Raw genomic sequence first — 21,741 nt, 5'->3', positions numbered from 1 at the left:
GCTTAATGTACCGGTACGTTTTGAAAGACCTGTGTCTGAACTTCTGCTTCATTAGTCGTGGTAACGCCAAGTCGATGGGCACAGACTGAAGTGAAAACGGCTTGAACATCATCGGGGATCACGAAATCTCGACCACTAATAAACGCATATGCACGACTTGCGGCTGCAAGTGCAATGCTAGCTCTTGGTGACAGAGGATCGCTAAATTGACCTGAGCTGCGTGTGTAGTTAACTAAGCGAAGGATGTAATCAATAATAGCGTCACTTAGCACAATGTCAGGTACAACTTGTTGATACGCCAATAATGTTTTACCATCGATCACTTGTGGTGCTTGAGTCAGTTTTCTTGCTTTTCCAGCTAATTTAATTAGCTGCGCTTCTGCCATTTCCGAGGGGTATCCTAAGCTTATACGCATAAAAAATCGGTCTAGTTGTGACTCAGGCAGTGGATGTGTGCCAGATTGATGCTGAGGATTTTGCGTTGCAATAACGAAAAATGGGCTAGGGAGCTCATGGCTTACGCCATCGATGGTTACTTGATGTTCTTCCATGGACTCCAACAAGGCGCTTTGAGTTTTTGGACTTGCGCGGTTGATTTCATCGGCCAGTAAAACTTGGCTGAAAATTGGACCAGGATGGAATTCAAAAGACTGATGTTCACGGTTAAAAATAGAAGTGCCGGTAATATCAGCTGGGAGCAGATCGCTCGTAAATTGCACGCGACGATATGTCAGACCTAACACATCAGCAAGAGAATGAGATAGCGTTGTCTTACCCATACCTGGTAAATCTTCGATTAGAAGATGGCCGCGACACAAAAGACTGCAGATCGCGAGTTTTATTTGTTCAGGCTTTTCTAAAATAACGGTAGAGAGCGCATCGGTAAGTTTCTTTATCTCTTCATTCATGTAACCAGCTCTAAACGCTTCATTACCGAATCCACTTTATGTGCATTGAAAGGTTTAGCGATAAAGCCCTTAGCACCAAGTTCCCAAGTGTTTTGAACATTCTCCATACTATTATGACCCGAGCACATGATGACATGGGCCACAGGAAAGTTTTCGTTGATGTAGGAAAGAATTTCGGTGCCATCTGTATCGGGAAGCTCAATATCTAAGAAGACAACACTGGGCTGTTTGTGCTTTAGTAGCGGCTTTGCTGAATCAAAGTCTTCACAACCATAAACTTCTTCAAACCCTAAGTTCTCCAAAATCTGTGTCAGAAAATCTCTGATCTCAACAGCGTCATCAATTATCAAGATTGGTTCTAGCGGTCTTACAAATTCCATATGTCGATACTTCAAATTACAAATTCAACCACATACTATAAAAAGCGAAACCATAGCTCAATAGAAAATACAGTAAACTTTCATTAATGTCCGATACCGTCTAGTATTGGACATAATTATGGTGATTTACTTGGTTTTCCTTATGCTATTTTAAATATCCCATAATTTACGTTATGTTAAATAGCTTATTTTGCGACATTTTGACGGTCGTTGTACAGTTGAATCAAAAATCCCCCTCTAAGCCTTGTTTTTATAAGTTTTCTCGTTTTCCTGTATCATTAGCAAAATTGATTGTTCTAAATTTATTAATCGAAAAATTTCATATAAAAACCCACTTCCGCGCAGGACGCTCGACGCAAAAACAACGTCAAAGGAAGTAAGGATTGATGATGACTGACTTTAAAGAGTTACTTTTCAGAGCGGGATTTATGAATTTTGGTAAGCTTAACCGCAAACAGGTTTGTGAGTTCTTATTAGTTAAAGAACGCACGCTTGAGCGTTGGATAAGCCAGAATAAACCTTGTCCACGTGCAGTAAGGATGCTTGAAATGCGCATTGATGGCCGTGTTTCTAATCACCCTGAATGGCGTGAATTTAGAATATGCCGAGACGGCTATTTATGGACGCCTCGCGGCTTAAGGTATGAACCAAACTACATAAACAAAATAGACTTTTTGCAGAAGTCTACCCATTACCATGAGGCGCAGACAATCGCGTTACAGGCAGAAATTGACCACTTAAAGGACTTGGTTGGGTCACGCGAAAAACTCAAGGAAATGGGACGGGATCTGATTGAAATATCAGACCGCTTTAGGTTCAAGGATGCCATGCTCAGGTTTGAGGAGAAAAAGGACAAGTCGGCTTAGTATTTTGGGCTGCGATATTGCAGCCCATTTTTTGATTTGCGTTACAAATATCAAAATGCAAACTACTTCAAAGCCTCATCCAAAGCCCCTACTAATTCATCATCCAACTTGTTGTTGCTCTTGGCCGCTAGGTGCTTGGCCGTTGCTAAACAGACTCGTTTGATGAATGCCTCTGTGGCCAACTTCGTTAACAGGTATTTTCCTAGTGTGGTTAGCATATCTTTGCCTCCAATTGTTTGATGCGCTCGTCTTGCGCGTTAATAATGACTTTCAGCCAGTTGATGTCGTTTTTTAGTGTGGCGATGGTGGCAATAGAACCGCAGACTTGCACACCAATTACCACGATAGTAGACATATCCATACCCTATCCTTTATCAATCATATCTAATGCCTGAGCCGTTACGATTTGGCCGATTAGCGGCTGGTATCGTGGCCTAAGCTGTAAGTTTCCGTCGAACAGTCTTTCTAGATAATCCATGTGATCATCATGCGTCATTGACATTGCTTTTAACCACGTCTTATCCCTAACGGTATAATCTGGGTTCAGTTTGTCTGGGTCTAAAACAAAGCCCGCATTGGGGTACTTAATATAGTTAGAGCCATTAGCAGCAAATTGGATTTCAGCCAGTACGCTGGCGACAGATTTGGTAAACGGTTTACTCTCTACTTTGAAGTAGTTATATACCCACCACACACCGTACAGCGTGGCAAATAGGCTGACATTTTTTGAAATGAAATTACCCATTGAACCCCCAATCGAAGCCACGTTGAATGGTTTCCATGCTGTATGGCTGTTCGCCGTTCTCCATCATTATCATGGCTTCCATGACTTTCGGGTATTCCGCTTGGGCCAGTGGCCTGTCACTTGGAATACCAGCACGCTTTGACACAAAATTGATGTAGTTCTGTGTTTTGTTCTCTGACGGTGGGGCCCAACGGGAGATAATTCCGTTGATGGTTGTGCGGCCATGTCTAAAGGCGTAGGTGCGCAATATGCGCCCTGCTGCTCTTAGTCCATGTTCTACCGTTTCGAAGATAACAAAGCGGCCATCATCGCCCACCATGCCAATCCAATCTTCGCCTTTTTCGATGTTCAGCGGGTTGTTGTTACGTATGCCTTTTGGTGAACCGGTCTTCATAAAATATCCTCCTAGTAATATCAGTCCTAATGCTAAAAACAGGGTTTTCTGTTGCATCAGATCACCTCTTTCAGCGCCCTAACCATGACCTTAGGCTGTGACCACTTCTTAATCGGTACGAATTGGATATAGCTTGTTGGACTGCTGTAACCGTTAAATGAAGTCACAATGAGTGCGTTGTTGACGAAACCAATAACAGGCTTTGAGATGTTGCTAGGGTGTGTGTAAACCAGTGACCAAGACGCGCCTTGGTTCTGAGACTCAAAAACCTGCGTACCAGAAATGTAATACCATGAGTTTTTGTAAATCCATGCGGCACTAGCGTTAGGTAATTTGTCAACAAACAGGCCTGTCGATTTATCAATTACGCCAAGGCCCTCATAGGCGTTTACGATGATAAAATTGTCATCTTCTGTACAGTTGATGTGATGTGAATTAATAGTGCTTTGAGGCCGACCACACGACACCATTGCACCATCAACGAGTTTATAAATCGTTTGTGCACCATAGTCCTGTGCAAAAATATCCCCCTCACGCGAGATAAATACGCCGTTTAATCGGTTTCCGTGAGGCGCATTTAAGAGTTTTGTAAACACACCCGTTTCAGTGTTTAATTCCCACACCATGCCATTACCACTAAACGCCCCGTTACCGTCAGCGGCTTTGAATTCACTGGTCACAATCAGGCGCGTGCCATTGGTAGATATATACCCAAGGTTATGGTTGGTCGGTGCAGATTTGTAGTGGCCGTAGAAAACTCGGTCAGATTGCACCCACGCAACACCGCCCTTGTACTCAACTGCTGTTTTGATTGCTGTTGAGCCAACCGCGCCAAGCTCTGCAACTGGGTCAATCTGGGTAAACCCACCCTGTCCTAACTTGTAGATATCGCTAGCATCAAGTACATACATATTGCCGAACAATGACACCACGCGGTCAACATCTGACTTTGTGAGTGCGCCATGTGGCAACATTTCAATGTCTGAACTTAATGTGTACTCCGCTGCCTCATTAACAGCAAGATGGAGTTCACCAGAGCCAGTTATACGGGTAGGCGTGTTTGGTAGAATTGGGATCCCATTATTTAGGTCAACCCCGTTGCCACCGTACCAAAGCGGCTTATCACAAAAGAGTGTTACTGCAACTCGATTTGCTTCAAACGGCAGTGCTTGCTGTGAATCACCGTAGTGCTCAATTAAAAAGCTCTGGTTTTGGTTCGCACCTGCTGAGGGCGCATCGTATTGCAATTTATGTGCAGACACCCACACTTCAATTTCTTGTCGTTGTGTTGACGTTAGTTGGATACGTGAAAAGAGTTGGTTTGTCGTAATTTCAAAACCTGCTTTTGCGGTAGTTTCGGTAAGCACTTTGCCGTTAACAGCATAGATTTTTATTCTAAACTCCACCTCTGAATTGATGACCTTAAAGAACTGCCCTTCAGCATCAATATCAGTTGGGAAGTTTGTTTCAATCACTCTACGTTCTAACATGTTATTTTCTCCCTGCCATCATGGCGACAACGGTGACACCAACGACACCCACCACGACATACATCATGGTTTTATTGGTTTGTAATGCGAGTTGCTGGCCGTCACTGCGGCTCATATCGTCAACGAACTGAAGCGCTTGCTTATGCGCCAGTCGGCTTTGGTCGGCTGCATCGCCATAGGCATCGCTTAGTGCGTCTTGTGTACTGCTAATGGCAAGCCCTGCTAAGTCTGCGTTACTGGCCGCAACATCTCGGGCTAAATCGCTGGTTGCGTTCGCAGTGAAGTACGCCATTTCTGATACACGTTCGTTGCTGTCATTCACGGCATTAACCGCATCACCGAATAGGTTGGATGCAAAATCGTTATTGGCTGCGTGCATGTCATTTGCTGAGTTGACGACCGCACGGGCTAAGTCGCCATTTTCCAGCATGGCCGTATTGGCTGTGTCGCTGGTAAATTGCATCGCATCGAGGGCTAAATTCCCGCCCATTTCCAGTGCATCTGCACCAAAGTCAAAGGCGCGAGCGCTGTTATTCTCTGCAAAATCTAGCGAATCGCGGTTAATATCAGAGCCGAAATTAAATGCGTCTGACAGTGCATCAGATGCAAACTGTGTTTGATAATCGGTCATCGTTTGAAACGTATCGGCCATATCTGCACCGATGTTCGACATTGCGTTTACTAAACCATGATCTGTTTGTTGAATGTTGTATGTGTTGCCGTCCCCAACATTCATAAAGCCGTTGTTATCCCCCTGAACCCCAAACGAAACACTGGTGTTATTGGTGGACTGACGGCTGGTACTATTGGATTTACTACCCATTGAGAACCATCCTGTAAACTAAGTAACCGTTGATATCGGTCATTTCATATTGAAAGTGGTAAGCGCTAAGTAGGCGTGCCAGTGCCCGCCTTTTGGTATGAAATACGATTGAGGGGGCGCTGAGCTTTTTGGCAATTTGAACGATGTAAGGTGCCAACTGACCAAGGGCTTTACCCTCGGCACACACGACACATAGGCCGTCTTGGTCGTTACGTAGTACCGCATAGCAAGCGTTGTGATGGATAAAAACTGCGTGTCTGGCTCTTATCTCTTGTGCGATAGCTTCATAATCTGCGGGACTTCCAGCCGCCCGTTTAATCCGCCACAGCTCGCTAATTGGTGCTATGTTCATTTTTTCAAAAGGAACAGCGCGACTAAGGCAATACCGCCAATAATCAACAACTGATTGTTGTTATTGGTGCCAAAGGACACCCCGCCACCTGTGAACCCGTTACGCTGCGTTTGGTCACCTGTCGATGAGCTGGCACTGGAACTAATGGGACTGCCCGCCCCATTCGTCATGCCGGGCATTCCGCCCATCGCAGCCCCCATTAACGGCATCATTGTTCACCCCCTGCGGTGTACTTGCGGTAAAGGCTGCGTACTACTTCGGCCAGTAATGCGCCTCCTGCGGCCACCGCCACACCATAGGCAAAATATTTCACGTTTCTTGGTGTCTGCATCACTTATTTCCTTAGCAGTAAGCCAACCACCAGAAGACCACCAAAACCAAGCAAAAGCGTCTTTTGCGGTACACCAAATACAAGGGTCTCTTGCTGAGCTGAATTAGGTGTCGTTTTTGGAGTCTCGACCTGAACGGCTGCGCCATTTTCTAGTTCAGGTGTGGCGGCGTGTTCCAGCCGCCCCTGACCTGTCGAGTTCTTACGCGCCTTGACCGCCTCGAAATTGGCGTAGGCGCCAACTGCATCACTAAGGAATCCACCGAACTGACCCAACCAAGAGGTTGGCTGCGGTGAACCTTGTGGCAGCATGGTTTGGTTAGACATTTAGCCCCCTTAGAATGAACTTGTGGCAAAGTCATCAAAGTAATACACCGCAACTTCTGCCTGTATTTCCTGCGTGCAGTCCACACGTAGGCGCATATCTCGAATAGCGGGATCTAATTTCAAGGTGTTGTACTTGTCACCCTCAAGACAGAAGTCGAGATAAAACTCGTCTGCGATTGGTGTGCGGCCATTCTGGCGCATGATGTGCTTGTGCAGCTCCAGCGGCACTGACTCACGCCACTTCACGTTGTCGACCAGAAATTCAACCCCTTCAACACCCTGCGCTTTAATCGCAATCGCCATGATGCTGGCGTTCGTTGGGCGTGGCAGGTTGTCGATTTCAGTACGGCCATTGTTCAGCTTGTACACAAACGTTCTTCGCTTCATCAAAGTACCTGGCACGTTGGCCGCTGACTTTTCAGCAAAGCATTCGATAACTGGCGCTGTGGCTTCTTGCGCAATATCAAAGCGAATTTGTGCGGTGTTTAGCCCATTTGTACCCAATGCAAAGAAGCGTTGCTCTATGAGTTCTGGGTAAAGCGCACTGGACATGTCATCGCGTACAAAGTGCCACGTTGCAATCCCTGCTTTCACTTCACGCTTAAAACGTGTGTTTTCTTCGATAAGGTCTTGCAATGTGCTGTACTGCGTAATCAATCGGCCATTGAGTTCAAGGCGCACGTTGGTAATTTGTGACGGTGTTACCCCTGAATACTGCATGTGAATGCGGTCATAGGTCATGCCGATTGGTAATGTCTGGGAAACACTGGCTTTAGGTGCTACACCTGAAATGGTTGGTAAAGCTACAATCTCGCGCATCTTCTACCCCTTAGTTGATTAGTCGTTTAACTGGGCGAAGCGGTGAGGCTTTATTGATGACCGCGATAATAGCGATTGTCATGCCTATAGTGATAAGGCGGTTTTTACTGAACATGTGATTCTCCTTTGTTTAAAATCACATGCAGGGTAAACTAAGATTTAAGTGCTTGTTTTAGCTTTACTATAGCTTTAAATTAACTGGAAAAATCGATGATTCTTCAAACTTTTAGAACCATTGCTTATGCCTTTAAGGAGCATTGGCAGCTTATAACTACTATTACTATTTCATCTTATACTGCGCTATCTATTTTTATATCTAAATATACGTTCTCAATTTTTAATGCTGATTACACCGTGTTTCTAGATTTTGTTGACTTGTACTGGTTTGCCCTTCGCGTTTTAGAGTTTGAGAGAATGCTTATAATTATCATATCTTTAATTATACTCGCTCTCTTGTTAGTTCATGCGTACCATTTCAGAAAGTCGGTATTAGAAAATGATAAAAAACTTTTAGAGGCCCAGCAAAAATCGGTTGAAGAGTTCATTGAGAGATTCAAAGAAAAGAAAGCTTCATATGATGTGAAAGACTCAATTGGGACGATTCTAGAAATGCAAAAACATAAAGCTTCAATTAATAGAAAAGTTTCTGAAACCCAAAAGCTAATTGAAGGTAAGCTTCATAAAAAAGATCAGTTAGTTCTTTATGCTATGGCTTCAGCTGTAATATTGTTCAGCGTTTTTTTAATTGGATCCCAAATTAAGAAAGTTGGAAGGATTGATTACTTTCCAAAATATGAAATAAAAGTAAAAATAAAAACAAATGAAAATAAGAAGGTATGTGGAAGAGTGATATTTAATAGCGATAAACACATCGTTATCGCTACATGTAAGAACTCGAATATAATGGCTATAATCAATAGTTCTATTATTGAATTCGAGCAAGTTAAAAATTAATTGTCTCCATTGTGGCCGCATCCGTCCCTTTACGGATCCAATATTGAACCTGCTTGCGGTGGATGTTTTGAATTGACTGTAATTTCTCTAATGTGATCCCCATTTCTGCGGCCATATACTTAGCGCTGGCCGTTGTCTTGAGTGCGCCACACCATGTGTATTCCACTTGGTTCATAATCGTTTTGTCCGCTTCTTGCGGGCGCTGAGTTATAGCGCATAGCCGCCCGCCATATTTGCGCACCTTGCGGCATAACTGCCCCCAATGGAAACTTGCTTTACTCACCCGTGTAACGTCTGCGATTTCATCCGCGATTATCGTCATTGGTGCAGCAGCATGAGCCAACGCAAACGCGATTGCCGAAAACTGCTCGAAGTTTTCCTCTGTAGGCGATACAGTCAAGGCGCACCGTATAGGCCCGAAACCGCTCTTTCTAGCGAGTTTTAAGAATGCCTCAAGGCTTCGTACTCTTGGGAGTGGGTAATCTTCTTCAGGGTCCCATGCAATAATCCTACGCTGTTTAAAATCCACCGTTTCACGTAGGAACGCAGATTTACCACTACCAGAAGCACCAACGATGAGAATGTTTTCATTCGGTAATGATGGGTCTTGCCGCTTAGCTGGCCGCTTTGCTCTGGTCATCTTCACCCCCGTTAATTTCGATTTCTTCTTGAATTTGCATATCTGTGATAATGCGCGGTGCGAAAATGCCTGTAACTACGGCCACAGCCGCCCACGTTGGCGATAGATTCATATCTGGCACAAGTGCATCCATTGCTTTGCTCAGTTCTTCGGCTTCCTCTGGTTGCAAGTTCCAGTGTTCACCGTTACGCCTTGCCATGTAACCTGTGGCAAACTTTGCGACAATCACGGTCATATCGCCTGCGCCTACTGAAACGGACTGACCACCGCCCTCACTTGCCATTATCTCGCCTGTTATTTCTGGGCTGTCTGTCTCAAAGCTTGAAAAGTCTGGTTGGCCTAGTTCTTCTGCAATTGTGTCTATTGCTTGCTGATCTGCTTCGTTGCTCATGCTTCATCATCTCCAAATAAAGCGGTAAATATTCCTGATTTTTGTTTTGCTGCTTTGAGCTGTGCCTCTCTGGCAAGCTCTGCGGCTTCATGGGCGGCTTCTTCAGCCTCAGCGCCAGTTAATGGGCGCATATTGTTAGTGAGCCACCATTGACCGCCCTCTAAGGTGATCTGCACGGTTCCACACGGGCCTTTAGGGCCGTCGTAGCATCGGTAGTACAATTTTGCGTTTCGGCTCGCCTGACGGTGTACTGTGGCGTCACTACCGCAATGTGGACACGTAACAACGCCCAAAACTTCATTAGCCATTCGCGCCCCCTTTTTGATGTTCGGGTTCAAATACAACGCTGCACAGCATAGCGATGACCTTACGCTGAGACTTAGCCAGTGCAATTGCTGGCGCTTTGATGTTGAGCGGGCTGGCCTTTTCTACCTGCTTTTCAAGTACAGCTATTCGCTCTAACTCATTGAATATCTTTGATTTTATGTCACTCAAAACTCTATCCTTATGATTTTATTGAAAAAAAACGAAAATTGTGGATAAGTGGACAGAATCCCTTGCGGGATTGCTGACACACTTACCGCACAACCCAATAAGCCGTGGATATGTGGACAAAAGCCCTTGCGGGCTTGTTGACGCACATACCGCACCGCCCTATAAGATTTTTTGTTTGCTATGAAATGAACAGGTCATGTTTTTTAGCGCCCAAAGGGCGCGGTAATGAAAGCCCTTGCAGGGCCTTGCTCCTCACTTACGCCCTTGGGGTTGTATGGGGTGAAAATAACCCCCTTTTCACCCCAGAAAAAGGATGGCCCCTCGCGGGGCGATTCATTGGGTTTATAATGCCTCCCGTAGGTCGAAGCTCTTCACCCTTGCTACATCTTCGCTGCGCTTCAGATGCAGCAAGCCCCTTACGAACCGCTAAAGAGCTAACCGAACTGAATCGGTATCTAAAGCTAATCGTAATGTCGGCGCTGCATCTGAAACGCGATAGGTAGGCTTGGCAAGTAACGCTAAAGCTAGTGTTACTTGCCAAGCCCTGCTTCAGATGGCGGGACGTTGTGGTAAACGTTCCGCAAGAGTGACTATTCAAGAGCTTTCAACCTAACGCTCCCCTGTTGCCGCCTGCTCACTCTCATAGCTTTGGCCGTATTCCTAGTGGTCATGAGCGGGAGTGTGCGAAACTCCTATTATCCCCTCTGGGCGCTTCTCCTAGCCGTAACGCTATCGCTTCGTACAGGTGGGGCTATTGACAATGTTCCCGTGATAACCCCATTCGGGCACTCAACCCGCACGGCTAAAGCGTACTGCTCCACTTACACTATGATCCAAAGCAAATACGAAACCCTAAAGCCGTTTATTTAACGAGTGCTTATAGCTAAAGCTACCGTGATAGCTTTAGCTATAAACACGAACGCCAACGATTAAGTTGGCGTGCGTAATAAACCTTTGGCCTCAGCCATTAGCTTTAGCTGTTCCAATTCATTTTGTTTAAGTGAAAGCAATCCGACATAACTATCGCATTCATAAATCATGACTGTTGGAGATCCCAAGGAAAATTTAAAGTGAGTGAAGTTCACAATTAGCCCATCTGCTTCACAATGAATAGTTTTCATTTTGAAACAAATAGATATCTCTCGAATGACTACACAGTCATACCACTCTTCAATTAATAACTGGTCGCCTACTATCTCGACCCGTCTTCCACTTATGTAATCGCCTTCTTTGTAATCCGTCATGCTTTCACCTTGGCTTGGTTATGGGTAAATATTCACCTTGGCTTAATTTTTGTTTTGAAAAATAGCTACTGAGTAAACACTCAGTAGCTAAAGCCAAGGGATTGTTTCCAGTTGAGAAAACCAGTAACGAGGTGAATCGTAACCCACACCTTGTAATATATCCACACCATGTAATCTAGTGAAAATGATGTGTACTACGTCTACAATCAAAAATAGGGATTTTGTTGATGATGAGAAAACTTATGAAAATAGCCAATTCAATCGAATTGCTAGATTGGTTCAAAACCGTGATAGATGTTGAATCTGACTACATGGTTGCGAAGTTAACAGGTATTAGCGCAAACACACTTAGCCATGTAAGAACAGGAAACCGCGAGTTTTCAGAATTAAACTCTCTTAAACTACTTCTTGTTGGTGACCATCCTGAACCCCTTGAAACCGTTGCAATTATTGAAGCTCACAAAGCGAAATTAAGAGGTGACGAAGAAGCGGCAAAACTGTGGGAAGATAGTGTTGCTTAGGCAGCATTTTACCCCCGTAAATTTGCGGGTAAACAGCATGTTAAACCCGCGCCCCTACTGGCTTGTATTTGGGTGGTGAACCTGTGTTTTACGTTATGTTAAATAAAGTAAATTGTAGATGAGGGAAGTCTTATTGGTTTACACTATTTCGTTATTAGTTGCTTCGAATATGAGTCGTTTTGAAACCAAAAGTATTCAATGGAACACAATGCACTGTGCGAAACTAGATATCTTAATTGGTGTATCTAGTGAAACCGTTCTCTTCACTGAATAAGTATTTAGAAATATGGGAAACAATAAAGCCACACTGTAACTTGTTGAGGCTTTATTGGTTCGAGTCATGTGGCTGCTTTTAATGAAGCGCTGCGCTAAATGGAGTGCGCTTACATATATCCGCTTCTGCAATGAGAATTTCTTCTAGGCGGTTATCTATCGTTAATTTGTCGAAATACTCGTAGCCAAGCTCTACAAAGAGATTTTTGTGTTTTTCTTCTGATTTGGCAATGGCAACATAAAAATCTTTCTCTTTGCCTTCAGGAAGCGCTTCTGCAACTAAAGAAAAACGTTCATGGCCCCTAGCCTCAATTACTGCGCCAATCAGTAATCTATCAATTAAATATTCGTCAGTGCCTTGGCGGAACAATGCGCGCATTTGCTTTATATAGGGGTCTTTTTGATCGTTCCCAAGTAGTGTACCACGCTCGGTTAAGATCTTAAGTACCTGTTTAAAATGGATCATTTCTTCTATTGCGAGATCAGCCATCGCTTTTACTAGCTTGATCCTGTCTGGGTAATGACCAAGCATTGCCATCGCCATTCCGGCTGCTTTTTTTTCTGCAGCGGCGTGGTCTTGAAGAAAGGTATCAAAGTCGGCTAGGACTTTTTCAGTCCAGCTAAAAGGTGTGTGATATTTTAATTCAAACATAATTCTATCTTGTATATACAGCTTGTAGTGAGTATAACAAACTCAGGCGCTCGAGCGAACTTGCATACTAAAGAGCGCTGTGTCTTTATCTGCTTTGCCATTACGTGTCGATTCGACTTTATTGGAGTGTGAAAACCACTTCCATGCAGTTACTTTACCACCGATATTGACATGCGGAATGGTCACTTTTTCTTGAGTCACGCCTATAAATTCGGCAAGCGTTTGCTCGGCATCAGCAGCGGTTAGGTTGACCGTAATAAAAGGAATATCATTCATTTTGGCGAATCTAAGCACCCTATCATGATGCTTGTAATAACAATCCTGCCAATAAACATCATCTTCAAAATGTTTGTCAAAATCAGGAAAAGTTTCCAAATAACAACGCTTAATGGTGTCGTTAAAGCCCCCTCTTTGTGACAGTAAATTTTCTTTCATTGCCGTCATCAAACGCTTAATTGAGGGAAGCCATTGCTCAAATTCTCGTGTTAACTGGATTATTTTGGCTTCAGGATATAAAGCATATAATTTTTCATAGTCAGCGAAAACGGGTGTGTCAGCAATAAATTCAGCACAGTCTAATGCTTGCCTCGTGTATGCCGTGTGTGCTGTTTTGTATCCAGCACCTAATGCAGCAATACACAAACTTGTTGTGCCCGTTCGTGGTAAACCCGTTACCAAAAATTTGTGTTTTGTCATAGTTAGATAAAGTAATACACGAGGTTAAATGACGCTAAAATAAGTATTACCCCATATGTTGTCGCCATCGCTACTTTTCTGATTGAAAAGTTAGTTTTACCGAGCGCAACATAGTGTGCAACTCGAGAAAACAAAAAAGCAATGCCAAAAGCATGAAGTAGATATGGGTTGATTTGTTGAGTTTCGAGTAACAACATCATTAACAGTACGAAAGGTGTGTACTCAATAAAGTTGCCGTGGATCCGTATAGCACTTTGCAGTTCATCGATACCGCCATCTCCTAGCGATACTTTGTGTCTGTGTCTGAGTGATATTATGTTAAAACTGAGTTTAATATAGATTAGTGCCAGCAATGCCGCATATAAACCGGTGATCATAAAAAGCCCTCCAATGGAGGGCTTAGTGTATAAGTTTAATTAGTTAACAGCTAGTATTACTCAATTAAGTAAACAGCATAAACTTCCGCGTTTAATGTAATTGCACCTGTGTTATACGCATTTTTGTATGCGCCTTGATCTGCTTCCATCGCCATTGCCGCAGAGCGCACGTAAGGCTGAACTGGCGTTTGCATTGGTTGGAATGAAACTGAGTACAGTTTTGCCAATTCAACATCAAACTCGCCTGCCAGCTCTTTAGCTGCTTTCTTTGCATCTTTGATGGCGGCTTTTTTGAGGCTTTGCAGATACTTGCCTTCATTTTCAACACCAAATTCCGTGTTATTGAACTGATTGATGCCGCTGTCTACAAACTCTTGAAGTAACTCTGGGTATTTTTTGATGTCTTTAAGTTTTACCGTCAGGCTGCGGCTCACACGAAAACCATCAAACTCTTCTTCATTTGATTCACGATTGTAGCGTGTCTGTCTGTAGACATTCAGCTGATCTGCGTGAATATCGTCTTCTTTAATATCGAAGCGTTTAGCGATTTCGATGGCCTTAGCCATAATCTTATCGACGTTTTCTTTAGCTGTGGGCAGCGACTTTTGCTTTTCAGTAATGGCAACGCGGATGGTTGCAATATCGGGTTGTACTTGAATAAATGAAGTGCCTTTAACATATAAATGCGGCGAGTCAGGCAATGCGCCTGCAAAGCTAAATCCAGATAAACATAATGTCAGTAAGCCAGTTAAAATTCGCATCTTTTGCTCCTAGAATGTGATACCTGCATATTCAAGCATATTTCAATTAACAACTACTGAATTGGATTTCAGGGTAACAAACTTTAACAAAATGAGCAGTTGTCACTTTGAGAAGTGATACGTAGTGCACTCAAATTTTGTGCGTGATTGATAAACAAAATCGCCGCCAATGTGAGTTGGCGGCGATTTCTGTTTTAGCTAAGTAAAAGTAACTAGACGCTACAGCGTTTGTAATTTCTATACTTAGGGAGCCAATAGTTTTTCTCTATTGCAGCCCAAATTGCGTCGTCTTCCATTTCAAGTGCAACGCCCTCTTCCATTGCCTTTTTAGCAACTGCAAAAGCAATGCGCTTACTCAACGGTTCGATTTCAGTTAGTGCTGGTAGTAGGCTACCTTTGCCGGTATTAGCACGTGGTGATGATTCAGCAAGCATTTCGCTAGATACCATCAACATGCTATCTGTAATACGGTTCGCTTTAGCTGCAAGTACACCAAGGCCGATCCCTGGGAAGATATAACTGTTATTACATTGTGGTATGATGATTGTTTGCTCACCGTGTACTACCGGTTCAAATGGGCTTCCCGTAGCAACAATTGCTTGACCATCAGTCCACTCAATCACATCTTTTGGATGCGCTTCAACCTGGCGTGATGGGTTACTCAATGGGAAAATAATTGGCTGCTCGCATCCTGCATGCATCGCACGGATCACTTGCTCAGTGAATAGACCCGCTTGACCTGATACACCAATTAAAATGTCTGGTTTTGCACAGTGCATTACATCTAATAAAGATGCAAATTCACCACTGTATGTCCAATCCGCGAGGTTTGCTTGTTGTTGAACTAGCGCTTCTTGGAAATCTCTTAGCCCTTCCATGCCTTCTGTCAGAAGGCCAAAACGGTCCACCATAAACACTTGGCTTCTCGCTTGCTCATCGGTTATCCCTTCTGAAATCATTTGGCTAATAATTTGCTCTGCAATACCACAGCCAGCAGAGCCTGCGCCTACAAACACCACTTTTTGTTCAGAGAGCTTTGCCCCTTTAACACGGCAAGCGGCTAACAGCGAACCTACAGTAACCGCAGCGGTACCTTGGATATCATCGTTAAAGCTACAGATTTCATCGCGGTAACGTTTCAATAGTGGCATTGCGTTAGGTTGTGCGAAATCTTCAAACTGTAACAGCACATTAGGCCAACGGCGTTTAACCGCTTTAATGAATAGATCTAGGAATTCGTCATATTCAGCTTGGCCGATACGTGGGTGTCTTGCGCCCATGTACATTGGGTCATTGAGTAGCTTCTCGTTGTTTGTCCCTACGTCAAGCATTACAGGCAGCGTGTAAGCTGGGCTGATCCCACCACATACGGTGTAAAGTGCCAGCTTACCGATAGGAATACCCATACCACCAATACCCTGGTCGCCAAGGCCTAAAATACGTTCACCATCTGTAACCACGATAACTTTTACTTTGCCTTTAGTGGCATTTCGTAAAATATCGTCGATTTGATAACGGTCTTCATAAGAAATAAACAAACCACGAGAGCTGCGATAGATATCAGAAAACTTCTCACATGCATCACCTACTGTTGGGGTGTAGATGATTGGCATCATTTCTTCCAAATGATCGCGTACTAAACGGTAATACAGCGTTTCGTTGTTATCCTGAATAGCACGCAAGTAAATGTGCTTGTTTAGGTTGTCGCTAAAGCTTGAATATTGCTGATAACAACGCTCAACTTGCTCTTCAATTGTTTCATAACGAGGAGGAACTAGTCCTGCTAAGTTGAAATTTTCACGCTCGCGTTGAGAGAATGCACTCCCTTTGTTAAGCAGTGGAGTTTCTAATAGTGTAGGACCTGAATAGGGAATGTAGAGATAATTTGGATCGGTTTGTTTAGTCATATTTACAAGCTTGACACTAATTTTTTAGTCTAAGGGTTCATTATTGTCGAAAAGGATTAAATTACAATGAATTTAGTGCTCATCAGACCATTATTAACGCGCTCCAGAGCACGTTAAACGCATTTTTCTGGAACGCAAAATTATAGCCTAAAAGCACTTAAGAAACCACGGCTTATTCGCTGCTTTCACCGAGTGCAACACCTTCTCTTCTTGGATCTGCGCCACCGATTAAATGTGTTCCACGAACCTCAATGGCATGTAGTCCTGAGTTTAAGTCGCGGATCTGTACTTCATGGCCTTTTTTCTCAAAGTAAGATGCTTGTTTTGTCAGCTCAGTGCCTTTTTCAAGCGTTGTGTACTTATTGCGATTGGTGATTTTTGGTAAATCAATCGCAGCCTGAACAGATAACCCCCAGTCCAGTACACCAACTAAGGTTTGAGCAACATAGTTGATAATACGGCTGCCACCCGGTGAGCCGACTATCAATTTAAGCGACCCATCTTTGTTAAACACCATTACAGGTGCCATAGAACTTCTTGGGCGTTTGTTTGCTTCTACCCGGTTAGCGACCCATTTATCCCCTACTTTTGGAGAAAGCGCAAAGTCGGTTAATTGGTTATTGAGTAAATATCCGTTGACCATCACCGTCGAGCCAAATGCCATTTCTATCGAGCTTGTCATAGAAATAGCATTACCCTCTGCATCTACAATCGACACATGGCTGGTCGAAGGTAATTCATAACTATCATCCATAGCATAAGCGAGTGTGCCCGAAGTTGGGTCGCCTACTGGAAAGTCGTGATTATCCATTTCACCGATAAGTTTGCTACGGCCTAATAGATATTGTTCGTTAAGCAATGCTTTTGCTGGCACTTCAACAAAATCAGGATCAGCAACGTAAAAATCTCTATCGGCAAACGCTAGGCGAGATGCTTGAGTAAAGAGGTGCAAGGCTTCTGGGTCGTTTGCCTTATACTTACCTAGGTCGTACGGTTCAAGCAGTTTCATCATTTGCAAAACGGCAATACCACCACTGCTAGGCGGTGCCATAGAGCAAACTTTATATACACGATATTCCGTACAGATAGCGTCTCGGGTTTTGCTTTTATAATGTTCTAAGTCGCTCAGCGCCAATTTGCCAGGTGCGATTTCAGACTTTTGCACAGCTTCCACTAATTGGGTGGCATTTTGCCCTTCATAAAAGGCTTGTATCCCTTGCGTTGCTACTTTGTAGTATAGGTTTGCCAAAGGCAGATTCTTTTTAAGGGTTCCTGGTTGTAGTGCTTTACCATCCGGATAGAAATATTCTTTTGCAGGACTGAGCTTTGTCAAACCTGGGTTGAGTTTTTTCTCAAGCAGCATATTTAAACGTGGAGAGACGATAAACCCATCTCGAGCTAATTCAATCGCCGGCTTGAATAATTCCTGCCATGGCAGTTTACCGTATTTGTCATGTGCTGATTTAAACGCGTGCAGAATACCAGGCACACCAACAGAGCGACCGCCCACCACAGCCTCAATCCATCTAACCGCATTACCCGTATCATCTAAAAACAGATCAGGGCCGGCAAGTTTTGGTGCAGTTTCTCTACCATCAAAACTAATTAATTCATTGCTTTTCTTGTCGTAGTGCAGGATAAAAGCCCCGCCACCTACGCCTGAAGATTGCGGCTCAACTAATGTAAGCACAAGTTGAGTCGCTATCATAGCATCAACCGCACTTCCCCCTTTTGAGAGCATCAATTGACCTGCTTTACTCGCATAGGGGTTGGCAGCAACGACCATGTACTTTTCTGCGGTGCGTGCTTCTTTAGATTGGAAACCTGTTGCGGCTTCCGGCTCTCTAATTTCGATTTTTTGTTGTTCAGCTAAGGTGTTGGTTGAAAAGCTGAATGCGGCAATCACGGTTAGTGATGCAAGTGTATGTTTCATAATACCCACTTTGCTTACGTCTTATATTTGGCATCATAAAAGCAATTAGGCACAATATGCAAAAATAATAACGTGAAATCGTATGTTTGAACTTCCAACGAACAAAGAATATCTCATTGGCCCTGCATCTTTGGCGATATTGTCAACAATACTAATGTTGTTCGGGCTTGGCCCACACTTAGATTTTGACAGAAATGCAATTGCTGATGGTGAAATATGGCGTATTTTGAGCGGTCAGTTTACCCATAGTAATTGGTATCATTTGATGCTAAACCTGCTTGGGATCTTATTTATTTGGCTATTACATGCCGAATATACAACTCTAAGAAAATATTGGCTGAATGTATTTTTTCTTGGCCTCTTTACCGGGCTCATGATCTTGCTATTTTCCCCAAACATTGTTGTATATACAGGCTTGAGTGGCTTATTGCATGGGCTTATCGTATGGGGAGCGCTTGAAGATATTAAGCGGAAGCTAACAACTGGATATCTGTTGTTTATTGGTGTGTGGGCAAAGGTGTGTTGGGAGCAATATGCTGGTGCAAGCGCAGATGTAGCTAAGCTGATAGACTCGAGAGTCGCCATTGAAGCACATCTATTTGGTGCAGTTGGTGGTGTGGTTTTAGCTGTTATCTATTTATTTTATAAAACAAAAAAGCCAGCTTAAGCTGGCTTTTTTATCCATTGTTTTAATTACAAGTTTTCTTTAAACAGCTTGTATATACGACGGTATTCATCCAACCAACTTGATGGCTGTCTAAAGCCATGCGGTTCAACTGGATAAATCGCCGTTTCAAAGTCTTCCTTTTCTAGCTCAATCAGGCGCTGTACCAAGCGCACAACATCTTGGAAAAACACGTTATCATCAACCATAGGTGCATTGATCAGAAGCTTGTTTTTCAAACCTTCAGCATGATAGATAGGCGAACTGCGTTTGTATGCAATTGGGTCTACATCTGGGCGATTAAGAATATTTGAGGTGTACGGGTCATTGTAATAGGCCCAATCGGTGACTGGACGTAAAGCCGCGCCTGCTTGAAATAGATCCGGCTGAGTAAATAGCGCCATAAATGTCATAAAGCCGCCGTATGAACCACCATAAGTTCCTACAGCGCCACGATCAACATTAGCGTTGTTCACCATCCACTCGACACCGTCTGCCAAATCTTCGATTTCTGGTTTACCCATATGACGATAGATTGCCGTTCTCCAATCTCGGCCATAGCCCTTAGAGCCGCGATAGTCCATATCCATGACGACATAGCCTTCGCTCGCGAGGAGTGAATGGAACATAAACTCTCTAAAGTAGTTAGACCAACCCATATGAGAGTTCTGCAAATAACCCGCACCATGGTTAAAGATCACAGCCTTACGATTTTTACCTGTTTCGCCTTCTTGATAATCTGCCGGGTAATATACTTTTGCGTAGACAGGCTCACCTTGATGGCTTGAAGGAACCGCGACAATCTTAGGTGCAATTAGCTTCTTATTTAAAAACGCATCTGAGACCGTATTAGTGAGTCGTGACACCGCTGCTTTTGGCGCTGCATCCGCCACATAAAGCTCAGGAGGCATCATGATTTTTGAGTGAGTTAACAACAGCTTTTGCTCATCTGGGCTTAGCTGGTAATCAGTCAGGCCATCCAAATCGGTTAACTGCTCATCTTCACCGCTAGCTAAATTAACGCGATAAATTTCGTATAAACCTGGGTGATCTTTATTTGCTTTGTAATAAACAAATTGACTATCGTGGGTTAAGGTTGGTTCAGAAACCACAAACTTCCCTGAAGTCATTACTTTCGCTTTGCCGTTAAGCGGCTTAACATAAAGCTGGCTATATCCAGTTTGCTCAGAAAGATAGTACAACGCGTCTTGGTTGCTTAACCAACCAAAATCATTGTAGGTATAATTGATCCATGCATCATCGTGTAGGCGGTGCTGAGAAACGAATTGTTGTTTATCAAAATCAACCGTTGCTAACCATCTGTCTTTATTATCCCAAGCACCAAGCATCACTGCGACTTGAGAACCGTCACTATTCCATTGGATAGCGGATTGACTCCAGCCCCATGTGTCGATCAGGTTGATATCACGTGGGGCTTTTTCACTCTTATATGATTCACCTTTGGCCTTAGCATTTTCGCGTTTCACCTCGGCTAGTACATCTTCATCAAAGCCAGGCAAAGTATCATAGCTCAGCGTAACTTGTTCTGACTTTGCTAAATCAATGAAAATAACATCAGAACTCATTGGTTTAGTGTCTGCAACACGGCGGCGAGCTTTTACCGGATCAATGTCACCGTTTTGACTCACATAGTTAGGCATGATGTCAGAATCGGAACGACTTGGTTTATCATCTGTGATCACGGCGATTAACTTGTCACCTGTCGGTGCTAAGCTAACTGATATAAGCGTTTTTCCTTTACCTAGATAAAACTGATTATCTTGGATGCTTGCGTTATTTGCTTCTATCTCTTGATTTCTTGCTTCTCGATCTTTGCTGTTTTTGTGCGTTAGCGCGACGAATTGAATCAGTTTGTGTTGCTGCTCAGCGATATATCCATTTGGCTCTTTCACCCCTTCAGGCTTATCCGCTAAATGTAACTTTACCAATTCTTTAGTTAAGCCTGTGGCTAAATCGAACGCAAATAGCGCATTGCCTGAACGGTAAGCTAATCGGTTATCACTTAAGAATTGCGGTGCATACTCATAGTTTGAAGAATGAGTAACTTGTGTCATAGCGCCAGACTTCAGGTTTTTAACGAATATGTTGCCTTTAAATTCATAAGATTGTAGCGTCCGCTCTTTATTATAAATCGCGTTTGCAGCACCAACGGCATGCAAATCTGACAGCGAAACTGCTTCGCTTGTTTGTGCGCTACTGACTTTAAATAGATCTCTTAACTCTGAAGCAGCTTGCTTACGTTTATAGAAAACGGTTTTGCTATCAGCTCCCCAGTACGCGCTTTCTGGTTGTCTTCCCAACCAATCAGGATGCGCCATTGCTTGTTTTAAGGTGATCTGCTCACCACCAAAATCAACGGGAGTAGCAACGACTTGTGGAACTGGCGAGTTGGATTCAACTTGTTGTGGTTTTGGGCTTACTTCTGTGGTTTGACAACCGGAAAGGAATAAACCTGAAGCGACTGCTATCGAGATAAGAGAGAGTTTCAACATGTGACTTTCTTATAATAATTAAATTTGCTTAATTTAAGCAGAAAGCCAGCTGAATATCGACAGATTTAAGATTAAAAGCACGATGGGTGGGACAAAAAAAGGCCAGCATAGGGATGCTGGCCAAATACTCTCTGCGCTCACATAGTCGTTGATGGACAACGAGTATGAAATGAGGCCTATCCGCGCCTCACTACAGTAGACCGCGCTATCAGAAAAGAGTTCCAAAAATAACAGTAAAAAAATTAAATTTTTTATATATTCCCTGAGCTCTGTTACTAGGAATGAGTT

29 protein-coding genes are annotated in these 21,741 nt (G+C 43.5%); 4 read left to right on the top strand and 25 right to left on the bottom strand.

Annotated features, from left to right (window positions below):
* Window positions 1-2 precede the first annotated feature (2 nt).
* On the bottom strand, window positions 3-908 hold the full coding sequence (locus tag A587_RS0109630) for an AAA family ATPase (protein ID WP_017217407.1): 906 nt from the start codon (window positions 906-908) through the stop codon (window positions 3-5).
* On the bottom strand, window positions 905-1,288 hold the full coding sequence (locus A587_RS0109625; RefSeq protein WP_010372856.1) for a response regulator: 384 nt from the start codon (window positions 1,286-1,288) through the stop codon (window positions 905-907). Before A587_RS0109625 ends, A587_RS0109630 begins: the two co-directional genes overlap by 4 nt.
* Window positions 1,289-1,674: 386 nt before the next feature.
* Here A587_RS0109625 and A587_RS0109620 point away from each other — a divergent pair, with 386 nt between their 5' ends.
* Complete coding sequence (locus tag A587_RS0109620; protein ID WP_017217406.1) at window positions 1,675-2,154, top strand: hypothetical protein; 480 nt, start codon at window positions 1,675-1,677, stop codon at window positions 2,152-2,154.
* Between the two features lie 62 nt (window positions 2,155-2,216).
* On the opposite strand, the gene A587_RS25160 is transcribed toward A587_RS0109620, so the two are convergent.
* Genes A587_RS25160 through A587_RS0109565 form a run of 11 tightly spaced genes read right to left on the bottom strand, consistent with a single transcriptional unit; the run spans window position 2,217 to window position 7,432 of the window.
* Window positions 2,217-2,372 carry a hypothetical protein gene (locus tag A587_RS25160; RefSeq protein ID WP_017217405.1) on the bottom strand — a complete coding sequence of 52 codons (156 nt, stop codon included), beginning with the start codon at window positions 2,370-2,372 and terminating at the stop codon, window positions 2,217-2,219.
* Complete coding sequence (locus A587_RS25155) at window positions 2,366-2,515, bottom strand: hypothetical protein (protein WP_017217404.1); 150 nt, start codon at window positions 2,513-2,515, stop codon at window positions 2,366-2,368. The genes A587_RS25160 and A587_RS25155 overlap by 7 nt, the downstream gene beginning before the upstream one ends.
* Window positions 2,516-2,518: 3 nt before the next feature.
* Window positions 2,519-2,899 (bottom strand): hypothetical protein, encoded by a 381-nt coding sequence (locus tag A587_RS0109605; RefSeq protein ID WP_010605414.1) that lies wholly within the window; start codon window positions 2,897-2,899, stop codon window positions 2,519-2,521.
* The gene (locus A587_RS0109600) at window positions 2,892-3,350 is read right to left on the bottom strand and encodes a virion protein (protein WP_017217403.1); all 459 of its coding nucleotides are present in this window, start codon (window positions 3,348-3,350) and stop codon (window positions 2,892-2,894) included. Before A587_RS0109600 ends, A587_RS0109605 begins: the two co-directional genes overlap by 8 nt.
* On the bottom strand, window positions 3,350-4,783 hold the full coding sequence (locus tag A587_RS0109595) for a hypothetical protein (RefSeq protein ID WP_017217402.1): 1,434 nt from the start codon (window positions 4,781-4,783) through the stop codon (window positions 3,350-3,352). Before A587_RS0109595 ends, A587_RS0109600 begins: the two co-directional genes overlap by 1 nt.
* Window position 4,784: 1 nt before the next feature.
* On the bottom strand, window positions 4,785-5,606 hold the full coding sequence (locus A587_RS0109590; RefSeq protein WP_017217401.1) for a hypothetical protein: 822 nt from the start codon (window positions 5,604-5,606) through the stop codon (window positions 4,785-4,787).
* Window positions 5,599-5,958, bottom strand: a complete 360-nt coding sequence (locus tag A587_RS0109585) for a hypothetical protein (RefSeq protein ID WP_017217400.1) — start codon at window positions 5,956-5,958, stop codon at window positions 5,599-5,601. The genes A587_RS0109590 and A587_RS0109585 overlap by 8 nt, the downstream gene beginning before the upstream one ends.
* On the bottom strand, window positions 5,955-6,170 hold the full coding sequence (locus A587_RS0109580; protein WP_017217399.1) for a hypothetical protein: 216 nt from the start codon (window positions 6,168-6,170) through the stop codon (window positions 5,955-5,957). Before A587_RS0109580 ends, A587_RS0109585 begins: the two co-directional genes overlap by 4 nt.
* The gene (locus A587_RS25355; RefSeq protein ID WP_017217398.1) at window positions 6,167-6,289 is read right to left on the bottom strand and encodes a hypothetical protein; all 123 of its coding nucleotides are present in this window, start codon (window positions 6,287-6,289) and stop codon (window positions 6,167-6,169) included. The genes A587_RS0109580 and A587_RS25355 overlap by 4 nt, the downstream gene beginning before the upstream one ends.
* A gap of 3 nt (window positions 6,290-6,292) precedes the next feature.
* Window positions 6,293-6,613 carry a hypothetical protein gene (locus A587_RS0109570; RefSeq protein ID WP_017217397.1) on the bottom strand — a complete coding sequence of 107 codons (321 nt, stop codon included), beginning with the start codon at window positions 6,611-6,613 and terminating at the stop codon, window positions 6,293-6,295.
* 9 nt (window positions 6,614-6,622) lie between these two features.
* Window positions 6,623-7,432 carry a major capsid protein P2 gene (locus A587_RS0109565; protein WP_017217396.1) on the bottom strand — a complete coding sequence of 270 codons (810 nt, stop codon included), beginning with the start codon at window positions 7,430-7,432 and terminating at the stop codon, window positions 6,623-6,625.
* A 210-nt stretch (window positions 7,433-7,642) separates the two neighbouring features.
* On the opposite strand from A587_RS0109565, the gene A587_RS0109555 reads away from it, so the two are divergent.
* Entirely contained in the window at window positions 7,643-8,386 is a 744-nt protein-coding gene (locus A587_RS0109555) for a hypothetical protein (RefSeq protein WP_017217394.1), read from the top strand.
* Here A587_RS0109555 and A587_RS0109550 read toward each other — a convergent pair.
* The 5 genes from A587_RS0109550 to A587_RS0109530 form a co-directional block, all read right to left on the bottom strand.
* Window positions 8,376-9,026: a hypothetical protein gene (locus A587_RS0109550; RefSeq protein WP_017217393.1), complete on the bottom strand. Its 651-nt coding sequence runs from the start codon at window positions 9,024-9,026 to the stop codon at window positions 8,376-8,378. The genes A587_RS0109555 and A587_RS0109550 overlap by 11 nt on opposite strands.
* Window positions 9,001-9,417: a hypothetical protein gene (locus tag A587_RS0109545; protein ID WP_010605424.1), complete on the bottom strand. Its 417-nt coding sequence runs from the start codon at window positions 9,415-9,417 to the stop codon at window positions 9,001-9,003. The genes A587_RS0109550 and A587_RS0109545 overlap by 26 nt, the downstream gene beginning before the upstream one ends.
* On the bottom strand, window positions 9,414-9,725 hold the full coding sequence (locus A587_RS0109540) for a hypothetical protein (protein ID WP_017217392.1): 312 nt from the start codon (window positions 9,723-9,725) through the stop codon (window positions 9,414-9,416). Before A587_RS0109540 ends, A587_RS0109545 begins: the two co-directional genes overlap by 4 nt.
* The gene (locus A587_RS0109535) at window positions 9,718-9,912 is read right to left on the bottom strand and encodes a hypothetical protein (protein WP_010605426.1); all 195 of its coding nucleotides are present in this window, start codon (window positions 9,910-9,912) and stop codon (window positions 9,718-9,720) included. Before A587_RS0109535 ends, A587_RS0109540 begins: the two co-directional genes overlap by 8 nt.
* Window positions 9,913-10,841: 929 nt before the next feature.
* Window positions 10,842-11,156, bottom strand: coding sequence for a hypothetical protein (locus A587_RS0109530; RefSeq protein WP_017217391.1), 315 nt, complete (start codon window positions 11,154-11,156; stop codon window positions 10,842-10,844).
* A 227-nt stretch (window positions 11,157-11,383) separates the two neighbouring features.
* Here A587_RS0109530 and A587_RS0109525 point away from each other — a divergent pair, with 227 nt between their 5' ends.
* Window positions 11,384-11,677: a hypothetical protein gene (locus A587_RS0109525; RefSeq protein WP_017217390.1), complete on the top strand. Its 294-nt coding sequence runs from the start codon at window positions 11,384-11,386 to the stop codon at window positions 11,675-11,677.
* A 352-nt stretch (window positions 11,678-12,029) separates the two neighbouring features.
* On the opposite strand, the gene A587_RS0109520 is transcribed toward A587_RS0109525, so the two are convergent.
* The 6 genes from A587_RS0109520 to ggt form a co-directional block, all read right to left on the bottom strand.
* Window positions 12,030-12,602 (bottom strand): tRNA-(ms[2]io[6]A)-hydroxylase, encoded by a 573-nt coding sequence (locus A587_RS0109520; RefSeq protein ID WP_017217389.1) that lies wholly within the window; start codon window positions 12,600-12,602, stop codon window positions 12,030-12,032.
* 42 nt (window positions 12,603-12,644) lie between these two features.
* Entirely contained in the window at window positions 12,645-13,298 is a 654-nt protein-coding gene (locus tag A587_RS0109515) for a sulfotransferase family protein (protein ID WP_017217388.1), read from the bottom strand.
* Between the two features lie 2 nt (window positions 13,299-13,300).
* Window positions 13,301-13,675 (bottom strand): MAPEG family protein, encoded by a 375-nt coding sequence (locus A587_RS0109510; protein WP_017217387.1) that lies wholly within the window; start codon window positions 13,673-13,675, stop codon window positions 13,301-13,303.
* Window positions 13,676-13,731: 56 nt separating this feature from the next.
* Window positions 13,732-14,436 carry an SIMPL domain-containing protein gene (locus A587_RS0109505; protein ID WP_017217386.1) on the bottom strand — a complete coding sequence of 235 codons (705 nt, stop codon included), beginning with the start codon at window positions 14,434-14,436 and terminating at the stop codon, window positions 13,732-13,734.
* A 212-nt stretch (window positions 14,437-14,648) separates the two neighbouring features.
* Window positions 14,649-16,343 carry an NAD-dependent malic enzyme gene (locus A587_RS0109500; RefSeq protein ID WP_017217385.1) on the bottom strand — a complete coding sequence of 565 codons (1,695 nt, stop codon included), beginning with the start codon at window positions 16,341-16,343 and terminating at the stop codon, window positions 14,649-14,651.
* Between the two features lie 172 nt (window positions 16,344-16,515).
* Window positions 16,516-18,276: a gamma-glutamyltransferase gene (gene ggt / locus A587_RS0109495; RefSeq protein WP_017217384.1), complete on the bottom strand. Its 1,761-nt coding sequence runs from the start codon at window positions 18,274-18,276 to the stop codon at window positions 16,516-16,518.
* 82 nt (window positions 18,277-18,358) lie between these two features.
* Here ggt and rrtA point away from each other — a divergent pair, with 82 nt between their 5' ends.
* Window positions 18,359-18,943: a rhombosortase gene (gene rrtA, locus A587_RS0109490; protein WP_017217383.1), complete on the top strand. Its 585-nt coding sequence runs from the start codon at window positions 18,359-18,361 to the stop codon at window positions 18,941-18,943.
* Between the two features lie 26 nt (window positions 18,944-18,969).
* Here the strand turns inward: rrtA and A587_RS0109485 are convergent, their stop codons facing one another.
* Window positions 18,970-21,453: a S9 family peptidase gene (locus A587_RS0109485; RefSeq protein WP_017217382.1), complete on the bottom strand. Its 2,484-nt coding sequence runs from the start codon at window positions 21,451-21,453 to the stop codon at window positions 18,970-18,972.
* Window positions 21,454-21,741: the final 288 nt, after the last annotated feature.

This window comes from Pseudoalteromonas sp. NJ631, from assembly GCF_000276645.1.
Lineage (GTDB): Bacteria > Pseudomonadota > Gammaproteobacteria > Enterobacterales > Alteromonadaceae > Pseudoalteromonas > Pseudoalteromonas piscicida.
The sequence above is the reverse complement of the archived record's forward strand: the minus strand, read 5'-3'. Positions and strand labels throughout refer to the sequence as shown.